Raw genomic sequence first — 18,616 nt, 5'->3', positions numbered from 1 at the left:
GCCAGGATACTGGACCATTCGCTCACGGCCCAATCCGGTGGCTGCTTACTGGCCGCGCCCCTGTTCGTAGGCCCTCAGCTGCTCGGGCGTGATCATGCCGGTGTCGAAGAGACTGGTCTCGTCGAGGGCGTACGACTGGTGCGCCTGATGCGCCTGATGCCCCTGCTGCGCCTGGCCGGGGTCGTACGCCGCCTGCTGGGCGTCGTAGCCCTGGTAGGCATAGGGGTCGGCCTGCTGGTAGCCGTACGCGTCCTGCTGGCCGTACGCCTGCTGCTGGTACGCGCCGCCGTACGGGTCGGTCTGCTGCTGATAGCCGTACGCCGGCTGCGGCCGGCCGTAGTCCTGCTGCTGGGCGGGCTGCTCGGCCGGGGGCTTCGGCTCCGCGACGGCGGCGAGGTCGGCCAGGTAGTCGGCGTCGCTGGAGTGCTGGAAGGACGTGACGTCGTCGGCGAGGGCACCGAGGTCGTCGGTGGCGATACGGCCGTGCAGCTTCTGGCGGCCGCGGCCGACGGCCTCCAGGGTCTTGGCGAGGACCGCCTCGAAGGCGCCGAGCTTGACGTCGACGTAGGCATCGGCGTCCTTGCGCAGGGTCTCGGGGTCGTGGCTGCGCTCGGGGGCGTCCTCGTCCTCGTAGCCCTGTTCGTCGAGGCCCGGCCCGGTGCCGAGGAGCTTCTCGCGGCCGCGGCCCACGGAGCCGAGGGTCTTGGTGAGGACGACCTCGAAGTTGGCGAGCTTGGAGTCGACGTAGTCGTCGGCCTCCGCCCGGACCTCCTCGGCCTCCTGACGGGCCTCGGCGAGGATGCGCTCGGCCTCGGCCTGGGAACGGCGGGCGACCTCGGTGTCGGAGATCAGCGAGCCGCGTTCCTGGTGCGCCTGGCCGATGATGCGGTCGGCCTCCTGACGGGCCTGCTCGACCATCTGCTCGCGGTCGCCGATCAGCTCCTGGGCCTGGGCGAGGGAGCCGGGCAGCGCCTCGCGCAGCTCTTCGAGCATCGAGAGCAGGTCGGCGCGGTTGACCACGCACGAGGCCGACATGGGCATCGACCGGGCGCCGGAGACCGCGGCGACGATCTCGTCGAGCTTCTTCTGCACGTCCACCGTGTGCTCGCCACTCTCTACAGCTGTGTTGGAGACGGACGGGACGACTGTAGCCCCATCAGTCCTTGCGGAGGCGCTTGTTGAGGGCCTCCAGGACCATCGGCGGCACCAGGTGGGAGACGTCTCCGCCCCAGGTCGCGACCTCCTTGACGAGCGAGGAGGAGAGGAAGCTGTAGGTGGGGTTGGTCGGCACGAAGAGCGTCTCGACGCCCGAGAGGCCGTTGTTCATCTGGGCCATCTGCAGCTCGTAGTCGAAGTCGCTGACCGCCCTGAGGCCCTTGACGATGGCCGGGATGTCGCGTTCCTTGCAGTAGTCGACCAGGAGACCGTGGAAGGCCTCGACGATCACGTTGCCGTACTCGGCGGTGACCTCACGGATCATGTCGATCCGCTCGTCGATCTCGAACAGGCCCTTCTTGGACTTGTTGATCATGACCGCGACATAGACCTCGTCGTACAGACGAGAGGCACGGGAAATGATGTCGAGGTGTCCGTTGGTGATCGGGTCGAACGACCCGGGACAGACGGCGCGGCGCACTAGTGATCCCTCGCTCTCCGGTCCGGTCATCGTGCGTCTTCGCACGTAGAGGCGGCGCGACCGTACCAAAACGTTCCCTCGCCGTAGCGACGGGCCTTGACCGCGTCGAAACCCTCGGGCCACCTGAATTCGCCGCCTCTGGTGCTGCGCTCCACGGTGACGATCGCCTCCGGCGCGAGCCAGCCTCCCGAGCGGAGTGTGAGGAGAATCTCGCGAAGATCGTGATCCGTGACTCGGTACGGGGGGTCGAGGAAGACGAGGTCGTACGGCGGTGTCGGCGCCGGGGCCTGGATGATCTGTTCGGCTTTGCCTGCCCTTACTTCGGCGCCGGGGAGTCCGAGAGATCTGACGTTCTCGCGGATGACCCGGGCGGCGCGGGCGTCCGCCTCGACGAGGAGGGTGTGGCTCGCGCCTCGGGAGAGGGCCTCCAGGCCTACGGCGCCGGAGCCGGCGTAGAGGTCGAGGACGCGTTCGCCTTCCAGAGGGCTGCCCAGGAGGGACTGCCAGGTGGAGAAGAGGCCCTCGCGTGCGCGGTCGGAGGTGGGGCGGGTGCCATTGCCTGGCGGCACGGCGAGGCGACGTCCGCCGGCTGCGCCGGCGATCACGCGGGTCATCTTTGGTCCTCGTTTGTGGGGCGGCTTCAGGTCCATTGTGGCTGGTCGCGCCCCGGCGGCGGTAGCCGCACATGGAGTGCAGCCCCGCGCCCCTTACAGGGGCGCTTCCGCTTACCCCTTTTCCAAGTACTGCTCCCGTTCCTCGTCCAAAAGGGCGTCCAGGGCCGTACGCAGGCCCGGAAGGCTGCTCAGCTCCGGATCCGCCGCCACCACTGCCGCCGCCTCCTCCCTCGCCTCCGCGATGACCTCCTCGTCCTCGATGACCGCCAGGACGCGGAGGCTGGTGCGGGCGCCCGACTGGGCCTGGCCCAGGACGTCGCCCTCGCGGCGCTGCTCCAGGTCGATGCGGGAGAGTTCGAAGCCGTCGAGGGTGGAGGCGACCGCGGTCAGGCGCTGGCGGGCTGCGCTCGCCTCGGGCATCTCGGTGACCAGGAGGCAGAGGCCGGGGGCCGAGCCGCGGCCGACGCGGCCGCGCAGCTGGTGGAGCTGGGAGACGCCGAAGCGGTCTGCGTCCATGATCACCATGGCGGTGGCGTTCGGGACGTTGACGCCGACCTCGATGACCGTGGTGGCCACCAGGACGTCGGTGTCGCCGGCGGCGAAGCGGCGCATGACCGCGTCCTTGTCGTCGGGGTGCATCCTGCCGTGCAGGACCTCGACGCGGAGGCCCTGGAGCGGGCCCTTGGCGAGCTGGTCGGCCACTTCGAGGACGGCGAGCGGGGGGCGCTTCTCGGCCTCGTCCTCCGGGGATTTCTTCTTGCCGGACTTCTTCGGATCGTCCTCCTCGTCGCCGATGCGGGGGCACACGACGTATGCCTGATGGCCGTTGCCCACCTCCTCGCGGACCCGCTCCCAGGCGCGGGAAAGGAAGTGGGGCTTGTCGGCGGCCGGGACGACGTGCGAGGCGATGGGCGAGCGGCCTGCGGGGAGCTGGTCGAGGACGGAGGTCTCCAGGTCGCCGAAGACGGTCATGGCGACCGTGCGCGGGATGGGGGTGGCCGTCATGACGAGGAGGTGCGGGGGCTGCTTCCCCTTGCCGCGCAGGGCGTCGCGCTGTTCGACGCCGAAGCGGTGCTGTTCGTCGACGACGACCAGGCCCAGGTCGTGGAACTGGACCTTGTCCTCGATCAGCGCGTGCGTGCCGATCACGATTCCGGCCTCGCCGGTGACCAGGTCGAGCAGGGCCTGGCGGCGGGCGGCGGCGCCCATGGATCCGGTCAGCAGCACCACCTTGGTGGAGTGCTCGGTCCCGCCCAGCATCCCGCCCTCGGCCAGGTCGCCCATCATCTCGACGACGGACCGGTGGTGCTGCTGGGCGAGCACCTCGGTGGGCGCGAGCATGGCGGCCTGGCCGCCGGCGTCCACCGTGGCGAGCATGGCGCGGAGGGCCACCATGGTTTTTCCCGATCCGACCTCGCCCTGCAACAGCCGGTGCATCGGATGCTCGGTCGCCAGGTCGTCGAAGATCTCCTTGGAGACCTTCTGCTGGCCCTCGGTGAGGGTGAAGGGGAGGCGGTCGTCGAAGGCGGTGAGGAGGCCGTCGGGTTTGGGTTTGCGGGCGACCGCCGGGAGTTGGGCGTCGGCGTGCCTGCGGCGGGCGAGGGCCACCTGGAGGACGAAGGCCTCGTCCCACTTGAGGCGGGAGCGGGCGTCCTCGATGTCGGCCTTGGTGTGCGGGCGGTGGATCTTGAGCAGGGCCTCCGGGAGGGAGACCAGGCCGCGGCCCTCGCGGAGTCCCTCCGGCAGCGGGTCGATGGCCTCCTGGGCGGTGGGCAGGACCGTCTGGAGCGCCTTGCCGATCTTCCAGGACTCCAGTTTGGCCGTGGCGGGGTAGATCGGGATGAGGGCGCCGGCCCAGGTCTCGACCGTCTCGTCACTGTCTCCTCGTAGCAACTCGTAGGCGGGATGGGCGAGTTGCAGGCGGCGGTTGAAGACCGAGACCTTGCCCGCGAACATCGCGCGTGTGCCCGGCAGGAGTTCCTTGTGGGGCTTGTGGACGCCATGACCGAAGAAGACCAGTTGGAGGCGGCCACTGCCGTCGGTGATGGTGACCTCGAGGCGCTGGCCCTTGCCGCGGGGGGCCTTGGCGGAGGCGAAGGTGTGCAGGCGGGCGTCGGCGACCATCGCGACCACCGTGACGTGCTCGTCCATGGGGAGGTCGGCGAGGTGGGTGAGCTGACCGCGCTCCTCGTATCTGCGCGGGTAGTGGTGCAGGAGGTCGCCGACGGAGTGCAGGCCGAGGTGCTCGGCCATCACCTTCGCGGTGGCGGGGCCGAGCACTGACTTCAGTGGTTGCTTCAGTGGTTCTTCCAGTGCGGGCACGAGATCCATTGCACACCACGCCACTGACAATCCCGTATACGTCCCGTGAAACCCCTGGTCAGACGGCTCGTTCCGGCCTTAGGATGGCGCGCTCCGGCCATCCCCCGCGGTCACCGCCCCACCTGGGACCGCCCGACCCCGCGCCGTCGCGAACTTCCCCCCACCGGCGCTGCGACGATGGACTCCCAGACCTCGAAGTCATCCCAGCCGTCCCAGTCACCCCAGCCGCCTCATACGTTCCAGGTCGACCTGCGTGGGCTGGTGGATCTGCTCTCCCATCACCTCTACTCCAGTCCCAAGGTCTATCTGCGGGAGCTGCTGCAGAACGCCGTGGACGCCATCACCGCCCGACGCGCGGAGCAGCCCGACGCGCCGGCGCGGGTGCGGCTGTACGCGGAGACGGGTGCCCTCCGGGTCGAGGACACAGGAGTCGGGCTCACCGAGGCTGACGTGCACACCCTGTTGGCCACGATCGGGCGCAGTTCCAAGCGGACCGACGGGATCGCCGACGGCATCCAGGAGGTCCGCTCCGACTTCCTCGGGCAGTTCGGCATCGGACTGCTGGCCTGCTTCGTGGTCGCCGAGCGGATCCGGGTCGTCAGCCGCAGCGCCCGTACGCCGGACGCGGCTGTCGTGGAGTGGACGGCGAGCGACGACGGTTCGTACACCGTGCGGACGCTGCCCCAGGAGGCGCGGCCCGAACCGGGCACCACCGTGCACCTGGTGGCGCGGGCGGGGGCCGGCGAGTGGCTCGCGCCCGAGCGGGTGCTCACCCTGGCGCGGGACTTCGGGTCACTGCTGCCGTACGACGTCCGGGTCGGCGACGAGGCGGTCACCGACCTCCCGGCGCCCTGGGACCGGTCGTACCCCTCCCCCGCCAACCGGCGTGTGGCCCTGGCGCGGCACTGTCATGAGTTGTTCGGCTTCACCCCGCTCGACTCGATCGAGCTGAACGTGCCGCTCGCCGGGATCCGCGGTGTGGCGTACGTTCTGCCTTCGGCCGTGAGCCCCGCCCAGCGGGCGACGCATCGCGTGCACCTGAAGGGCATGCTGCTGACCGAGCGGGCCGAACAGCTGCTGCCGGACTGGGCGTTCTTCGTGCGGTGCGTGCTGGACACCGACAGTCTGCGGCCCACGGCCTCGCGCGAGTCGCTGTACGAGGACGAGACGCTGGCGGCCGTACGGGAGGCGCTGGGGACAAGGATTCGGTCCTGGCTGACCGGGCTTGCGGCCGGCGATCCGGAACGGCTGGCGGCCTTCCTGTCGGTGCACCACCTGGGTGTGAAGTCCCTGGCGCGGCACGACAAGGAGATGCTGCGGACGATGCTGCCGTGGCTGCCCTTCGAGACCACCGACGGACAACTGTCGCTGGAGGAGTTCGCGCAGCGGCACCCGGTGGTGCACTTCACGCGGACCGTGGAGGAGTACCGGCAGGTCGCACCGATCGCGTCCGCGCAGGGCGTCGGGGTGATCAACGGCGGTTACACGTACGACAGTGAGCTGGTCGAGGCGCTGCCGTCGGTGCGGCCCGGGACGGTGGTCGCGGAGCTGGACGCCGACACGGTGACCGCGCATCTGGACGCGGTGGACCCGGCCGAGGAGCTGGCCCTGTCCGGCTTCCTGGCGGCCGCGCGGGCGAAACTCGACCCCCTGGGGTGCGATGTGGTCCTGCGGGCCTTCCACCCGCTCTCCGTTCCCGCCCTGCACCTGGACGACCGGGCGGCCCGCCACGAACAGGCCCGCGCCGAGGCCGAGGAACAGGCCGACGACCTCTGGGCGGGCATCCTGGGGTCGCTCCGCGGCAGCGCCCCACGCGCGCGTCTCGTGCTCAACCACCTCAGCCCGTTGATCCGGCGGATCAGTTCGCTCGGCGACCCGGAACTGATCGGCACCGCCACCGAGTCCCTGTACGGGCAGGCACTGCTCATGGCGCAGCGCCCGCTGCGGCCGGCGGACACGGCGCTGCTGAACCGGGCGTTCATCGGCCTGCTGGAATGGGCGACCCACGGGGAGGACGGCAACTGATGAGCGGGATCACGGACTTCGACTCCCTGCGCCGCGCGATGGCGGAGAACTCCGAACGGCCGGAGGGCCCCGTACGCAACGCGCGCGCGGAGCAGCTGCTCGCCGAGGCCGAGAAGCTGGGAATCCCGCTCGCCGTGATCGAGGCGCTCGGGCATCAGCTGAAGGTCTACAACTACAGCTCCGAGAAGGACAAGATGTTCGTCCCCTTCGCGCGTCTGCTGCGTATGTGGGACGAGCGGCCCGGGGACTTCGACGAGTACGAGGTGCACTCGCTGCACTGGGTCTTCAAGTGGATGTCGTCCGGCATGCTCGACCAGCCGCATGTGCCGCTCGCCTCGATCGAGAAGTGGCTGGGCGAGATGGAGCACCGCTACCGGCTCGCCGGGCACTCCGAACGGGCCGTGCGCAGTGCCGAGTTCAGCGTGGCCGCGCACATCGGGGACATCGCGCGCGCGGAGCGGGCGTACGCCGCGTGGCTGGCCGCCGACCGGGACAGCATGGCCGACTGCCATGCGTGCGAGCTGCACGGGCAGGGCTGGTGGCAGGCGGAGCAGGGGCGGGACGCGGAGGCGCTGCTGTTGTGGCGGCCGGTCCTGGAGGGCGAGTTCACGTGCGCGCACGAGCCGCACACGGTGCTCGCGTCGTCCCTGGTGCCCCTGCTGCGGCTGGGCCGCACGGATGAGGCGCGCGCGAACCATCTGCGGGGCTTCCGGCTGGTGCGGGGCATGGAGAGCATGCGGGGCGCGTACGCGGACCACGTGGAATTCTGCGCGCTGACCGGCAACGAGGCGCGTGGCCTGGAACTGCTCGCGGAGCGGCCGGCGTACTTCACGGACACCGGGCATCCACGCAGCAGGCTGGACTTCCTGAGCGTGGTGGCGCTGCTCATGGAGCGGCTGGGCGAAGCGGAGCTGGGCGACCGTGAGGTGCCCGGACCGGCCGGCCGGACGTGGACGGCGCGGGAACTCGGCACGCACGCGCGTACCGAGGCGCTCGCCCTGGCCGCGCGTTTCGACGAGCGCAACGGCAACTCGTACGTCAGCGAGCGGGCACGCGCGCGTATGGCGCAGCGGCCGCCGGTCGATCGGCTGCCGCTCGGGGTTCGGGCGACGCGCCCGGTCTCCGCGCCCCCGGTGGCGGCGCCGACCGCCGTGACGGAGGAAGCGCCGGACCTGCCCGCCCTGCTGGCCGCGGCGCGCCGGCTCTCGCACACCCTCCAGCCGAACGCCATGGACGCCTGGGCGGCCGTCTCGCGTGCCGCCGAGGGCGTCGAGCTGGACGCCAGGGACCGCGCGGAGATCGCGGACCACGAGGCGATGGACCGGGGCCCGGAGGGCGCCGCACTCTTCGAACGGGCCGCCGAGCTGTACGCGGAGGCCGGCGACCCCGGTGAGGCGCTGGCGGCACGCACGCGTGCGGCCTACGTACGCGCACTGTCCGGCCGGGTGGACGAAGCGCTGGCGGCGGTCGCCGAGCCCTACGACCAGGTCCTGGCGCTGTACGCCGACGACGCCACCGGCGTACGGCAGACGGCGTCCGTGCTGATGGGCCGGGCGCGGATCCTGATGCGGCGGGTGCAGGAGGCGGGCGAGCCGGCTGGGGAAACGGTTCTCGCCGACGCCGAGAGTGCCGTACGTGAACTGCTCGCGCTGGTCGGCGGGTACACCGGGGACGATGTGCGGATCGCCTCGCGGGAGGCCGAGGCTCAGGCCATGCTCGCGGAGCTGGCGGTGCGCGGCGGTGACCTGGAGACGGCCGTGGAGCTGTTCGGGCGGGCCACGGCCGGGTTCGTCGGGGCCGGGCTGCCGTGGTTCGCGGTGGAGTACGAGGCACGGCTGGCCGGCCTGGCGCATCACCTGGGCGACATCTCGGGGGCGGAACGGGCGCTGCGGGCGGCTCTGGAGCACGGCGGGGCGCATCTGGAGGCGGTCGGGCGGGCCCAGCTGCACCTGCAGCTCGCCGAGGTGCTGGGCGGCCGGGGGCTGTCCGTGGAGGCCGCCGAGCATGCCCTGGAGGCGGCGCACTGGGCCGACGAGGCGGGCGAGGGCCCGACGATCGGCGCCTGGGCGCGGCAGCAGCTCGGCGGGTTCCTGCTACGGCAGGAGCGGTGGGCCGAGGCGGCGGAGGTGCTGGAGTCGGCGCTGCCCGATCTGAGTGCCGAGACGCACGGGGACGGCGCCGTCGTGCAGACGCAGTGGTGGCTCGGCGACTGTCTGAGCGAACTCGGCGAGCACCGCGAGGCGGCCGAACGGCGGCTGCAGGCCGCCGAGATCGCCCGCCACTGGCCCGAGCAGCACGACCACGCCACGCTCGCCCACCTCGCGGCCGAGTCCCTCGGAGCGGCGGGACTGCCCGCCGAGGCGGACCAGGCGTACGCGCGCGCGGGCGAACTGTGGCGCTCGCTCGGCAACGTCCACGGCCTCGTACGCTCCCTGCGCGCGCGTGCCTGGCTCGCGCTGCGCGCGGAGGACGGAACGGACGCGGCACGGGAACTGATGGCGGGCGCGGTGCGGGAGTGCGAGGCGGCGCTGGGCACCGCCGGCCCGGACGAGGAGGCCCGGCAGCGGCTCGTCGCCGAACTCGGCCACACCCACCGCCAGTTCGGCGACCTGCTCGCCCGCTCCGCCACGGAGGACGCCGACGACGACTCGATCCGGGCGGCACTCGAGGACGCCCTGTCCCAGGTCACCGAGGCGATCGCAGTGTTCGCCTCCCTCGGCGACGACGCCCTGGACAGCCGCACCGGCGCCGAACTCGCCGCAGGCTGGCTGGAGGCCGACCTCGCCCGCCCCACCCGAGCAGCGGCACGCGCGCACGCAGTCCTCGCCGCATACGACGGCGCGGACGACGAGGACGAGACGGCACAGGACCGAAAGGCGGAGGCAGAACAGATGCTGCAGGTGGTGGAGGAGCAGGGGGCGGGCTGAGGGGGGAGTCCGGAAGCCCGGAAGGCGAGCACCGCGCGGCGGCCGAACGGCGCCTGCAGGCCGCCGGACCGCAAGAGCCGTAGCGAGCCGGCAGAGGCCAAGCGTGGACGGTGTCGAGGTGCTATTCGACGCCGATCAGTAGGAGGGCGCCCTGGCGGCCGCCCCGGTACACCACCGTGTCGACGGCGAGGTACGACTCGCGGACGCGTGTCTCCAGGCGGTCGGCGACCGAGTCGGGAGCCTCGTCGCCGAGAACGAGCGTGACCAGTTCGCCGCCGGCCTGGAGCATGCGGTCGAGGACGGTTTCGGCGGTGAGCGTGACGTCGGTGCCGATCACGGCCACGTCTCCGTCGATGAGGCCGAGGACGTCCCCGGCCTGGCAGATTCCCGCCATGGTCCAGGACTGGCGCTCCGCGACGGCGACCTCGGCGTAGCGGGTCGCACCGGCCGCCGAGGTCATCGACACGACGTCCTCGTCGAAGCGGCGCTCCGGCTCGTGCACGGCGAGCGCGGCGATCCCCTGGACCGCGGAGCGGGTCGGGATCAGGGCCACCCGGATGCCCTCGACCCGGGCCTGCTCGGCCGCCGCGGCGGCGGTGTGGCGCAGGTCGGCGTCGTTGGGCAGCAGCACGACCTCGCGCGCGTGGGCGCGCCGTACGGCGTCGACGAGCTCACCGCTCGCAGGGGGCTCCCCCGGGCGCGCAAGCACGGTGGTCGCACCGGCCTCGGTGTACAGCCCGGCCAGACCCTCGCCCGGCACGACGGCCACGACCGCCCGCTGGACCTGCTCCCTGGGTGGCCGCTGCCCGCCGGTGGTGTGCACGTCGCCGGCGCCGAAGTGGGTGATCCGGATCCGGTACGGCCGCCCCGCCTCGACGCCCGCCTCGACGGCGGCGCCCGCGTCGTCCACGTGCACGTGCACGTTCCACAGGCCGTCGCCGCCGACCACGACGAGCGAGTCCCCGAGGGTGTCGAGGCGTGCCCGCAGCCGGTCCACGGCCGCGTCCTCGGCCTCCAGCAGGTAGATCACCTCGAAGGCGGGGCCGCCCTCCGCCGGAGGAGGGAGGACACAGTCCTCGGCGACGAGGGGGTTCTCGGCGGCGGCCGTATCGGTCTGCACGCGCGCGTGCCCGCCGGAAAGCGCGACGGCCGCCGGTACCTCCCCCGTGAACGTCTCCACCAGCGCCGCGAGCACCGCCACCAGCCCCCGCCCGCCGGCGTCGACCACCCCGGCCCGCCCCAGCACGGCCAGCTGCCCCGGGGTCGCGGCCAGCGCAGCGCGCGCTCCCTCGTAGGCCGCGCGTGCCACCGCCCCGCAGTCGCCCTCGGCTCCCATGGCCGCATCGGCGGCGGCGGAGGCGACCGACAGGACCGTGCCCTCGACGGGGTGGGCGACGGCCTGGCGGGCGGCGTCGGCCGCGTGCCGCAGGGCGAGCCGGAGGCCGGAGCCGTCGGTGTGAGGCGTCTCACCCTCGGCGGCCAGCACCTGCGCCATGCCGCGCAGCAGCTGGGCGAGGATCGTCCCGGAGTTCCCCTGGGCGCCTATCAGCGCCCCGTGCGCCATCGCGCGCGCGGCGTCGGCCAGCGAAGGCTTCCCGGCGACGTCGCCGTCCACCTCATGGGCGGCGAAGACGGCCTCCACCGCGCCGACGGCGGACTCCACGGTCAGATAGAGATTGGTGCCGGTGTCCCCGTCGGCCACGGGGTAGACGTTGATCGCGTCGATCTCCTCGCGGGCGCGGCCGAGCGCCTCGAGCGCGAGGCCGCACCAGGTGCGCACCGCGAGAGCATCGAAGAATGTCTGCGGCACCTGCGCCACCTGCGCCTCCTCAGGATCTGGACTGGACGCAGCGTAGACCCAGAGCGGGTGACCACCGGAAGAGGGCCAGGAGCGGAGCCCTGATCAGCCATGGTAGTTTCGTTTTACTGGCGCAGTCGTTGTATGCTGCTCCGGTTGCCCGATCCACATCGGGCCATTCCCCTGGCACCGCCACTCAGATCTTTGATCCTGCGATCTCGATCCCGGCATGCTGGGATTAACCGTAAGTGCATCTGAAGTCTTTGGAGTGACCCGTGGCTGCCAACTGCGACGTCTGCGGCAAGGGGCCGGGCTTCGGCAACAGCGTCTCGTTTTCGCACCGCCGTACGTCCCGTCGCTGGAACCCGAACATCCAGCGTGTTCGTACCGTGGTCGGCGGGACGCCGAAGCGCGTGAACGCCTGCACCTCGTGCATCAAGGCCGGCAAGGTCTCGCGCTGACGCACCGCTAAGCGCGCGGCCACTGCTGGTTCGCTGCACTGAGCCGGTCCACCTCGGTGGACCGGCTTTTTGCTGTGCCCAAAACGCTGCTCCTGGGCGCCGGTCACGCGGTCTCCAGGCAGCGCCTCACCCCGCGGGTCCGTACGGCGCGGAGCCGCCCGCCGGGCCCCCGCGGCCACCGGCATCAAGCTGAGCGAATGCCCCTTCTGAGGGCCCACCCGTGGTCCACGGGCCCGATCCCGCCGCCGAGGGCGAACCCGGCAGCGATCGCGCCGGTGACGTACTCCTTGGCCGCCGTCACGGCCTGCGGCACGGACTGCCCCTTGGCGAGCTGCGACGCGATCGCCGACGCGAGGGTGCAGCCCGTGCCGTGCGTGTGCCGGTTGTCGTGCCGGGGAGCGCGCAGCCAGTGCTCCTCGGTGCCGTCGGTGAGCAGGTCGACGGCGTCACCGGGCAGATGACCGCCCTTGATGAGCACCCAGCGCGGCCCGTACGACAGCACGGCCTCAGCGGCCTCGCGCAGATCCGACTCCGACCCGACGTGCACACCGGCGAGTTGGGCCACCTCGTCGAGGTTCGGCGTCGCGAGGGTCGCCGCGGGCAGCAGCTTCGTCCGTACGGAGTCCAGCGCGGAGGCCGCCAGCAGCGAGTCACCGTGCTTCGAGATGCCGACCGGGTCGACGACCGCGGGAGCATCGGTCGCGGCGATCAACTCGGCGATCGTCCCGACGAGTTCGGCCGAGGCCAGCATCCCGGTCTTGACCGCCTGTACGCCGATGTCGTCGACCACACTCCGGTACTGGGCCCGCACGGCCTCCACCGGCAGCTCCCAAGCCCCCTGCACGCCCAGGGAGTTCTGCGCGGTGACCGCCGTGACGACGCTCATGCCGTGCACGCCGAGCGCGAGCATCGTCTTCAAGTCGGCCTGGATCCCGGCCCCGCCGCCGGAATCGGAGCCCGCGACCGTCAGCACCCTGGGCGGGGCGCTCATGACTCGATGTCCCCGAAGTGGTCCCAGCCGCCCTTGCTGGTCCACGGCGCCCCGTCCACCGTCACCTGGGGCAGCGCCGAGGGGTTGAGCACCTCGCCGATCACCTTCCAGCGGGCCGGCAGTTTCACGTCCGGCGGGAAGGTCGCCACGATCGCGTGGTCCTCTCCCCCGGTCAGCACCCACTGCATGGGGTCGACGCCGACGGCCTGCCCGATGTCGTTCATCTGGGACGGGATGTCGATCGCGCCGGAACGGATGTCGATACGGACCTTGCTGGCCTCGGCGATGTGCCCGAGGTCGGCGATGAGTCCGTCGCTGACGTCGCACATCGCGGTCGCGCCGAGCCCCGCGGCCGCGGGACCCGCGTGGTACGGCGGTTCGGGGCGCCGGTGCGCCTCCACGAAAGCGCGGGGCGAGCGGAAGCCCCGGGAGAGCACCGCGTAACCGGCGGCGGACCAGCCCAGCCAGCCGGTCACCGCGACCAGGTCCCCGGGCTGTGCGCCGCCCCGGGTGATCGGCTCCTGGTTGCGCAGATCGCCGAGCGCGGTGATCGACACCACGATCGTGTCGCCTCGTACGACATCCCCGCCGACCACGGAGGCGCCCGCGACCTGGCACTCGTCGCGGATGCCGTCCATCAGCTCGCTCGGCCAGGTCACCGGGAGTTCGGCGGGCACCACCAGTCCGAGCAGCAGTGCGGTCGGTACGGCACCCATGGCGGCGATGTCCGCGAGGTTCTGCGCAGCGGCCTTACGTCCGACGTCGTAGGCGGTGGACCAGTCGCGGCGGAAGTGCCGTCCCTCCAGGAGGATGTCGGTACTGGCCACGACCCGTCGGTCGGGTGCGGCCACCACCGCGGCGTCGTCGCCGGGGCCGACCCGGACCGCCGGGGTGGTGGTGAGACGGGAGGTGAGCTCCCTGATGAGCCCGAACTCCCCGAGCTCACCAACAGTGCCCTTCATTGCCCTTGCTCCCCTTCTGTCCCTGGCCGTGCCCGGTCGCGCGTCATCAGTGTCCTCGATACGGTCGAGATGACCGTCAGCCTTTGCCGTGCCCGCACCCCGGCGCGCAAGCCCCGGCCTCCGCAGGTCTCCCCGCGGCGAGCGGCGACGCGATACCGTGGCGTTCCTTTTCCCCACATGATCCTCGTGGCCGCCCTGGAGGTTCCGTGGTACAGGCGTACATCCTGATCCAGACGGAGGTCGGCAAGGCGTCGACCGTCGCCGAGACGATCAGCAAGATCCCTGGAGTCATCCAGGCCGAGGACGTGACAGGACCTTATGACGTGATCGTGCGGGCCCAGGCCGACACCGTGGACGACCTCGGCCGCATGGTGGTCGCGAAGGTCCAGCAAGTGGACGGCATCACCCGTACCCTGACCTGCCCGGTCGTCCATCTGTAGCCCCCGTCTACCCTTGGCCGGTGAAGTTCTTGCGCCGCCGGCTCATCGGTCTGCCCGTGCTCGCCCTGCTGATCACCGCGGCGGGCTGCTCATCAGCAGACGACGGTGCCCGGGCTGCGGTTCCCAGTCCAGGCACGAAGGTCACCGCGCTGTGCCAGAAACTGGACAAGGCGCTGCCTGCCAAGGTCGACGGTCAGGATCGCCGGGATCCCACACCCGCGTCCACGCTGACCGCGGGCTGGGGGAACCCGGCGATCATACTGCGCTGTGGTGTTGCGCGGCCCGCGAAGATGAGTGACCCCGAGGCCGACGGGGTCGAGGTGAACGGCGTGGGCTGGTTGCTGGAGAAGCAGAACGACGGATCGTTCCGGTTCACGACGACGCTGCGGAAGGCGTATGTCGAGGTGACGATTCCTGCGGGGCGTACCGGCGATGGCATGGCGCCGTTGGTTGATCTGGCGCCTGCCATCAAGAAATCGGTGCCGGCGGGTATTGCCGACTAGCCGCCGTAGCCGGAGAGGCCGTGCGCCGGCTGCGGGCCGCAGAGCGCTGGTCGCGCCCACGCGGCGGAGCCGCATATCAGATACAGCCCCGCGCCCCTTCCGGGGCGCTTCAGCGCAGGCCTGTGGACCTGCGCAGTGCAGCCTGGATGAGCTTGTCGACCAGCTCCGGGTAGCTGATGCCGGTCGCCTGCCACATCTGCGGGTACATCGAGATCGGCGTCATGCCGGGCATGGTGTTGATCTCGTTGATCACGAACTCGCCGTCCTCGGTGAGGAAGAAGTCCGCGCGCACCAGGCCCTCGCAGGACGCGGCCTCGAAGGCGTCCACCGCGAGCCGCTGCACCTCGGCGGTCTCCTCGGGCGTCAGCGGCGCCGGCACGATCCCCGGGGTCGAGTCGATGTACTTCGCCTCGAAGTCGTAGTACGCGTGCGTGTCCGGCGGCGGGATCTCGGAGGGCACGCTCGCCCTCGGACCGTCCGCGAACTCCAGCACCCCGCACTCGATCTCGCGGCCGCGCAGCGCCGCCTCCACGAGGATCTTCGGGTCGTGCCGCTGGGCCTCGGCGATCGCCTCGCCGAGACCGGCGATGTCGTCGACCTTGGTGATGCCGATCGACGAGCCCGCGCGCGCGGGCTTCACGAAGAGCGGCCAGCCGTGCTCGCCGGCGAAGTCGACGATCTTCTTGCGGGCGGCCGACTCGTCCTGCTCCCATTCGCGCGGCCGGATCACCACGTACGGGCCCACCTTGAGCCCGAAGGAGGTGAACACCCGCTTCATGTACTCCTTGTCCTGGCCGACGGCCGAGGCGAGCACGCCCGAACCCACGTACGGGACGCCGGAGAGCTCCAGCAGGCCCTGCAGGGTGCCGTCCTCGCCGTACGGGCCGTGCAGGACGGGGAAGACCACGTCGACCTCGCCGAGCGCCTTGGGCACCGATCCGGGCTCGCTGACGACGACTTCGCGGTTGCCGGGGTCGAGGGGGAGAACCACACCGCCCTCGCCCGACTCGGCCACGTCCTCCACCTCGGGCGTACGGCGGTCGGTGATCGCCATGCGTTCGGGCTCGTCGGCGGTGAGGGCCCAGCGGCCGTCCCGCGTGATGCCGATCGGCAGGACGTCGTACTTGGTCCGGTCGATGGCCTTGAGGACGGCGCCGGCAGTGACCACGGAGATCCCGTGTTCGGAGCTGCGCCCGCCGAACACGACGGCCACGCGCGGCTTGCGAGGCGGCTGCTCAGGGCTCTGGGGGAGGTTCTCGGTGCTCATATCGCGTTGAGCGTACCCGTTGGTAGAGCCCCGATACAGCGTCGACTCAGGAGGTTCGCTCAGCGTCGTTCGGGCTTCGCGCTGCGCGACATCAGCTCCTTGAGGGCGACCACGGGAGGCTTGCCCTCGTGCACGATGTCCACGACGGTCTCGGTGATGGGCATCTCCACGGCGTGCCGGCGGGCCAGATCCGCCACGGACTCACAGGACTTGACGCCCTCGGCGGTCTGCTTGGTGACCGCGATGGTCTCCTGCAGGGTCATGCCCTTGCCGAGGTTGGTGCCGAAGGTGTGGTTGCGCGACAGCGGCGAGGAGCAGGTCGCCACCAGGTCGCCCAGGCCCGCGAGTCCGGAGAAGGTCAGCGGGTCGGCGCCCAGCGCGACGCCGAGCCGGGTGGTCTCGGCGAGGCCGCGCGTGATGAGCGAGCCCTTGGCGTTGTCGCCGAGGCCCATGCCGTCCGCGATGCCGACGGCGAGGCCGATCACGTTCTTGACGGCACCGCCCAGTTCGCAGCCGACCACGTCCGTGTTCGTGTACGGCCGGAAGTACGGCGTGTGGCAGGCGGCCTGGAGCCGCTGGGCGACCGCCTCGTCGGTGCAGGCGACGACGGCCGCGGCCGGCATCCGGGCGGCGATCTCACGCGCGAGGTTGGGCCCGGTGACGACGGCGATCCGGTCGGCACCCACCTTGGCGACGTCCTCGATCACCTCGCTCATCCGCATGGCGGAGCCGAGTTCGACGCCCTTCATGAGGGAGACGAGGGTCGTGCCTGGCGCGAGCAGCGGCGCCCATTCGGCGAGGTTGCCGCGCAGCGTCTGCGAGGGGATCGCGAGGACGGTGAAGTCGGCGCCGCGGGCGGCCTCGGCGGCGTCCGCCGTCGCCCGTACGTTGCCCGGAAGTTCGACACCGGGAAGGTAGTCGGGGTTCGTACGCGTGGAGTTGACCGCATCCGCGAGTTCGGCCCGCCGACCCCACAGAGTGACCTCGCACCCCGCGTCGGCGAGCACCATGGCGAAGGCGGTGCCCCACGAACCGGTGCCGAAGACGGCCGCCTTGACGGGCTTGCTCACGTGCCCTGCCCCTCTTCCTGCTCGGCCCTCTCCTGGACCTGCTTCTGCTCGTGCGTCCTGCGCCGCTGCTCGATCCGCTCGCGGCGCGGGTCGTACGGCGTCTCGGGCGCCTTCTCGCCGCGGATCTCCTCCAGCTGGCGGGTGATGGCGGCCATGATGACCTCGGTCGCCTCCTTCAGGAGGTCCGGGGTCATCTCCTTGTCGTAGAAGCGCGAGAGATCGACGGGCGGCCCTGCGAGCACGTGGTGGGTCTTGCGCGGGCGCAGGCTGGGCTTCTTGGCGTACGGCGGCAGCAGTTCGTTGGCGCCCCACTGAGCGACGGGAATCACCGGGCACTTGGTGGTCAGGGCCACGCGCGCGGCCCCCGTCTTGCCGGTCATGGGCCACTGTGCGGGATCCCGGGTGATGGTGCCCTCCGGATAGAACGCAACGCACTCGCCTCGCTCCACGGCGGCGATCGCGGCCCGGAATGCGCTCAGCGCGTCCGTGGTCTCGCGGTAGACGGGGATCTGTCCGGTGCCGCGCATCGCGGCGCCGACGAATCCCTTCTTGAAAAGGCCGCTCTTCGCCAGGAATCGCGGAACCCGTCCGGTGTTGTACTGATAGTGCGCATACGCGAAGGGGTCCACATGGGAATTGTGGTTCACCGCGGTGATAAATCCGCCGTCGGCCGGAATGTGCTCCATTCCGCGCCAGTCCCGCTTGATCAGAACCACCAGTGGCGGTTTGCAGAGCACCGCTGCGAAGCGGTACCAGAAGCCGATTCTGCGGCGGGGCACGCGGACACCTTCCTCTAGGGCCTTGGGGGCCGGACAAGTGTCGCCCCAGGCCGCCGGTCTGTCGAGAACACGGTACGCCCCGAGGACGCGACCGCCAGATGGTCCAGGTGACGGCTGAGTGACAATGGCCGCGACAAGAGAGGGACGGAACGCCGGTGCTGTGGACCTTGGTCATACCCCTGAAACCCCTGACGCGCGCCAAGAGCAGGCTCTCGGACACCGCGGCCGACGGGCTGCGCCCCGGCCTCGCCCTCGCCTTCGCCCAGGACACCGTGGCGGCGGCGCTGGCCTGCCCGGTGGTCGGGGATGTGGCGGTCGTCACGGACGACGCCCTGGCCGGCCGCGAGCTCACCGCGCTGGGCGCCCGGATCGTCCCCGACGAGCCCCGGGGCGGCCTCAACGCGGCCCTGACGCACGGAGTGACGGCCGTACGCGCCGCACGTCCTGCAAGCCCCGTTGCGGCCCTGAACGCCGATCTCCCGGCGCTACGCCCGCTGGAATTGTCCCGCGTCCTGGACGCGGCCGCGGAATTCCCCCGCGCTTTCCTCGCCGACGCAGCAGCAATCGGCACGACGCTGCTGGCCGCAACCCCCGCCCAGGAATTGCTGCCGGCATTCGGCCCGGATTCCCGCGCCCTGCACCGGGCGTCCGGAGCCGTGGAGCTCACGCTCGGGGGCGTGGATTCCGTACGCCAGGACGTGGATACGGGTGCCGACCTGCGCGCGGCGCTGGCGCTGGGGGTGGGGCCGTACACCGCTGTTGTTTCGGCGGGTTTGCTGATTCCCGGGACCTGAGGTGACGCTGAGCGCCCCGAAGGGGCG

Annotated in this window: 16 protein-coding genes; 6 read left to right on the top strand and 10 right to left on the bottom strand. The window is 71.4% G+C overall.

The features are described 5' to 3' along the window. Positions 1–45: 45 nt before the first annotated feature. The 4 genes from IH68_RS0134795 to recG all read right to left on the bottom strand — a co-directional run bounded on the left by IH68_RS0134795 (position 46) and on the right by recG (position 4,581). Entirely contained in the window at positions 46–1,098 is a 1,053-nt protein-coding gene (locus IH68_RS0134795) for an ATP synthase F0 subunit B (RefSeq protein WP_030943079.1), read from the bottom strand. A 58-nt stretch (positions 1,099–1,156) separates the two neighbouring features. After that, the gene (gene coaD, locus IH68_RS0134790) at positions 1,157–1,636 is read right to left on the bottom strand and encodes a pantetheine-phosphate adenylyltransferase (RefSeq protein WP_030943075.1); all 480 of its coding nucleotides are present in this window, start codon (positions 1,634–1,636) and stop codon (positions 1,157–1,159) included. A gap of 26 nt (positions 1,637–1,662) precedes the next feature. Then, the gene (gene rsmD, locus IH68_RS0134785; RefSeq protein WP_078912748.1) at positions 1,663–2,286 is read right to left on the bottom strand and encodes a 16S rRNA (guanine(966)-N(2))-methyltransferase RsmD; all 624 of its coding nucleotides are present in this window, start codon (positions 2,284–2,286) and stop codon (positions 1,663–1,665) included. A 75-nt stretch (positions 2,287–2,361) separates the two neighbouring features. Continuing rightward, on the bottom strand, positions 2,362–4,581 hold the full coding sequence (gene recG, locus IH68_RS0134780; protein WP_030943070.1) for an ATP-dependent DNA helicase RecG: 2,220 nt from the start codon (positions 4,579–4,581) through the stop codon (positions 2,362–2,364). Positions 4,582–4,749: 168 nt separating this feature from the next. Between recG and IH68_RS0134775 the strand changes: the two genes are divergently transcribed. Both IH68_RS0134775 and IH68_RS0134770 read left to right on the top strand, forming a co-directional pair. After that, entirely contained in the window at positions 4,750–6,597 is a 1,848-nt protein-coding gene (locus IH68_RS0134775) for an HSP90 family protein (RefSeq protein ID WP_030943068.1), read from the top strand. Beyond that, positions 6,597–9,524 carry a hypothetical protein gene (locus tag IH68_RS0134770; protein WP_030943067.1) on the top strand — a complete coding sequence of 976 codons (2,928 nt, stop codon included), beginning with the start codon at positions 6,597–6,599 and terminating at the stop codon, positions 9,522–9,524. The genes IH68_RS0134775 and IH68_RS0134770 overlap by 1 nt, the downstream gene beginning before the upstream one ends. A 121-nt stretch (positions 9,525–9,645) precedes the next feature. Here the strand turns inward: IH68_RS0134770 and IH68_RS0134765 are convergent, their stop codons facing one another. Continuing rightward, positions 9,646–11,343, bottom strand: a complete 1,698-nt coding sequence (locus IH68_RS0134765) for a DAK2 domain-containing protein (RefSeq protein ID WP_030943066.1) — start codon at positions 11,341–11,343, stop codon at positions 9,646–9,648. Between the two features lie 254 nt (positions 11,344–11,597). On the opposite strand from IH68_RS0134765, the gene rpmB reads away from it, so the two are divergent. Beyond that, positions 11,598–11,783, top strand: coding sequence for a 50S ribosomal protein L28 (gene rpmB / locus IH68_RS0134760; RefSeq protein ID WP_030943064.1), 186 nt, complete (start codon positions 11,598–11,600; stop codon positions 11,781–11,783). 184 nt (positions 11,784–11,967) lie between these two features. Here the strand turns inward: rpmB and thiD are convergent, their stop codons facing one another. Further along, on the bottom strand, positions 11,968–12,774 hold the full coding sequence (gene thiD, locus IH68_RS0134755) for a bifunctional hydroxymethylpyrimidine kinase/phosphomethylpyrimidine kinase (protein ID WP_030943061.1): 807 nt from the start codon (positions 12,772–12,774) through the stop codon (positions 11,968–11,970). Further along, positions 12,771–13,736, bottom strand: a complete 966-nt coding sequence (locus tag IH68_RS0134750) for a thiamine-phosphate kinase (protein ID WP_030943058.1) — start codon at positions 13,734–13,736, stop codon at positions 12,771–12,773. Before IH68_RS0134750 ends, thiD begins: the two co-directional genes overlap by 4 nt. A gap of 206 nt (positions 13,737–13,942) precedes the next feature. On the opposite strand from IH68_RS0134750, the gene IH68_RS0134745 reads away from it, so the two are divergent. Next, positions 13,943–14,176, top strand: coding sequence for an Lrp/AsnC family transcriptional regulator (locus IH68_RS0134745; protein WP_003997603.1), 234 nt, complete (start codon positions 13,943–13,945; stop codon positions 14,174–14,176). A 20-nt stretch (positions 14,177–14,196) separates the two neighbouring features. Further along, positions 14,197–14,679, top strand: coding sequence for a DUF3515 domain-containing protein (locus IH68_RS0134740; protein ID WP_030943055.1), 483 nt, complete (start codon positions 14,197–14,199; stop codon positions 14,677–14,679). Positions 14,680–14,788: 109 nt separating this feature from the next. Here IH68_RS0134740 and IH68_RS0134735 read toward each other — a convergent pair whose 3' ends face one another. From IH68_RS0134735 to IH68_RS0134725, 3 genes are read right to left on the bottom strand one after another with little or no spacing between them, the layout of a single operon-like run. Further along, positions 14,789–15,946: a D-alanine--D-alanine ligase family protein gene (locus tag IH68_RS0134735; RefSeq protein WP_030943052.1), complete on the bottom strand. Its 1,158-nt coding sequence runs from the start codon at positions 15,944–15,946 to the stop codon at positions 14,789–14,791. A 59-nt stretch (positions 15,947–16,005) separates the two neighbouring features. Then, positions 16,006–17,016 carry an NAD(P)H-dependent glycerol-3-phosphate dehydrogenase gene (locus IH68_RS0134730; RefSeq protein ID WP_030943049.1) on the bottom strand — a complete coding sequence of 337 codons (1,011 nt, stop codon included), beginning with the start codon at positions 17,014–17,016 and terminating at the stop codon, positions 16,006–16,008. Further along, positions 17,013–17,795 carry a lysophospholipid acyltransferase family protein gene (locus tag IH68_RS0134725; protein WP_030943047.1) on the bottom strand — a complete coding sequence of 261 codons (783 nt, stop codon included), beginning with the start codon at positions 17,793–17,795 and terminating at the stop codon, positions 17,013–17,015. Before IH68_RS0134725 ends, IH68_RS0134730 begins: the two co-directional genes overlap by 4 nt. A 155-nt stretch (positions 17,796–17,950) precedes the next feature. Between IH68_RS0134725 and cofC the strand changes: the two genes are divergently transcribed. Next, complete coding sequence (gene cofC / locus IH68_RS0134720) at positions 17,951–18,589, top strand: 2-phospho-L-lactate guanylyltransferase (RefSeq protein ID WP_030943044.1); 639 nt, start codon at positions 17,951–17,953, stop codon at positions 18,587–18,589. Positions 18,590–18,616 lie beyond the last annotated feature (27 nt).

The sequence above is a fragment of the Streptomyces sp. NRRL S-646 genome, assembly GCF_000720765.1.
Lineage (GTDB): Bacteria > Actinomycetota > Actinomycetes > Streptomycetales > Streptomycetaceae > Streptomyces.
The sequence above is the reverse complement of the archived record's forward strand: the minus strand, read 5'-3'. Positions and strand labels throughout refer to the sequence as shown.

What these genes read in the sequence shown, in the direction of transcription:
- rsmD (WP_078912748.1), bottom strand. Translation starts at nt 2,286, where the DNA reads ATGGACCTGAAGCCGCCCCACAAACGAGGACCAAAGATGACCCGCGTG.
- recG (WP_030943070.1), bottom strand. Translation starts at nt 4,581, where the DNA reads ATGGATCTCGTGCCCGCACTGGAAGAACCACTGAAGCAACCACTGAAG.
- IH68_RS0134775 (WP_030943068.1), top strand. Translation starts at nt 4,750, where the DNA reads ATGGACTCCCAGACCTCGAAGTCATCCCAGCCGTCCCAGTCACCCCAG.
- IH68_RS0134770 (WP_030943067.1), top strand. Translation starts at nt 6,597, where the DNA reads ATGAGCGGGATCACGGACTTCGACTCCCTGCGCCGCGCGATGGCGGAG.
- thiD (WP_030943061.1), bottom strand. Translation starts at nt 12,774, where the DNA reads ATGAGCGCCCCGCCCAGGGTGCTGACGGTCGCGGGCTCCGATTCCGGC.
- IH68_RS0134750 (WP_030943058.1), bottom strand. Translation starts at nt 13,736, where the DNA reads ATGAAGGGCACTGTTGGTGAGCTCGGGGAGTTCGGGCTCATCAGGGAG.
- IH68_RS0134735 (WP_030943052.1), bottom strand. Translation starts at nt 15,946, where the DNA reads ATGAGCACCGAGAACCTCCCCCAGAGCCCTGAGCAGCCGCCTCGCAAG.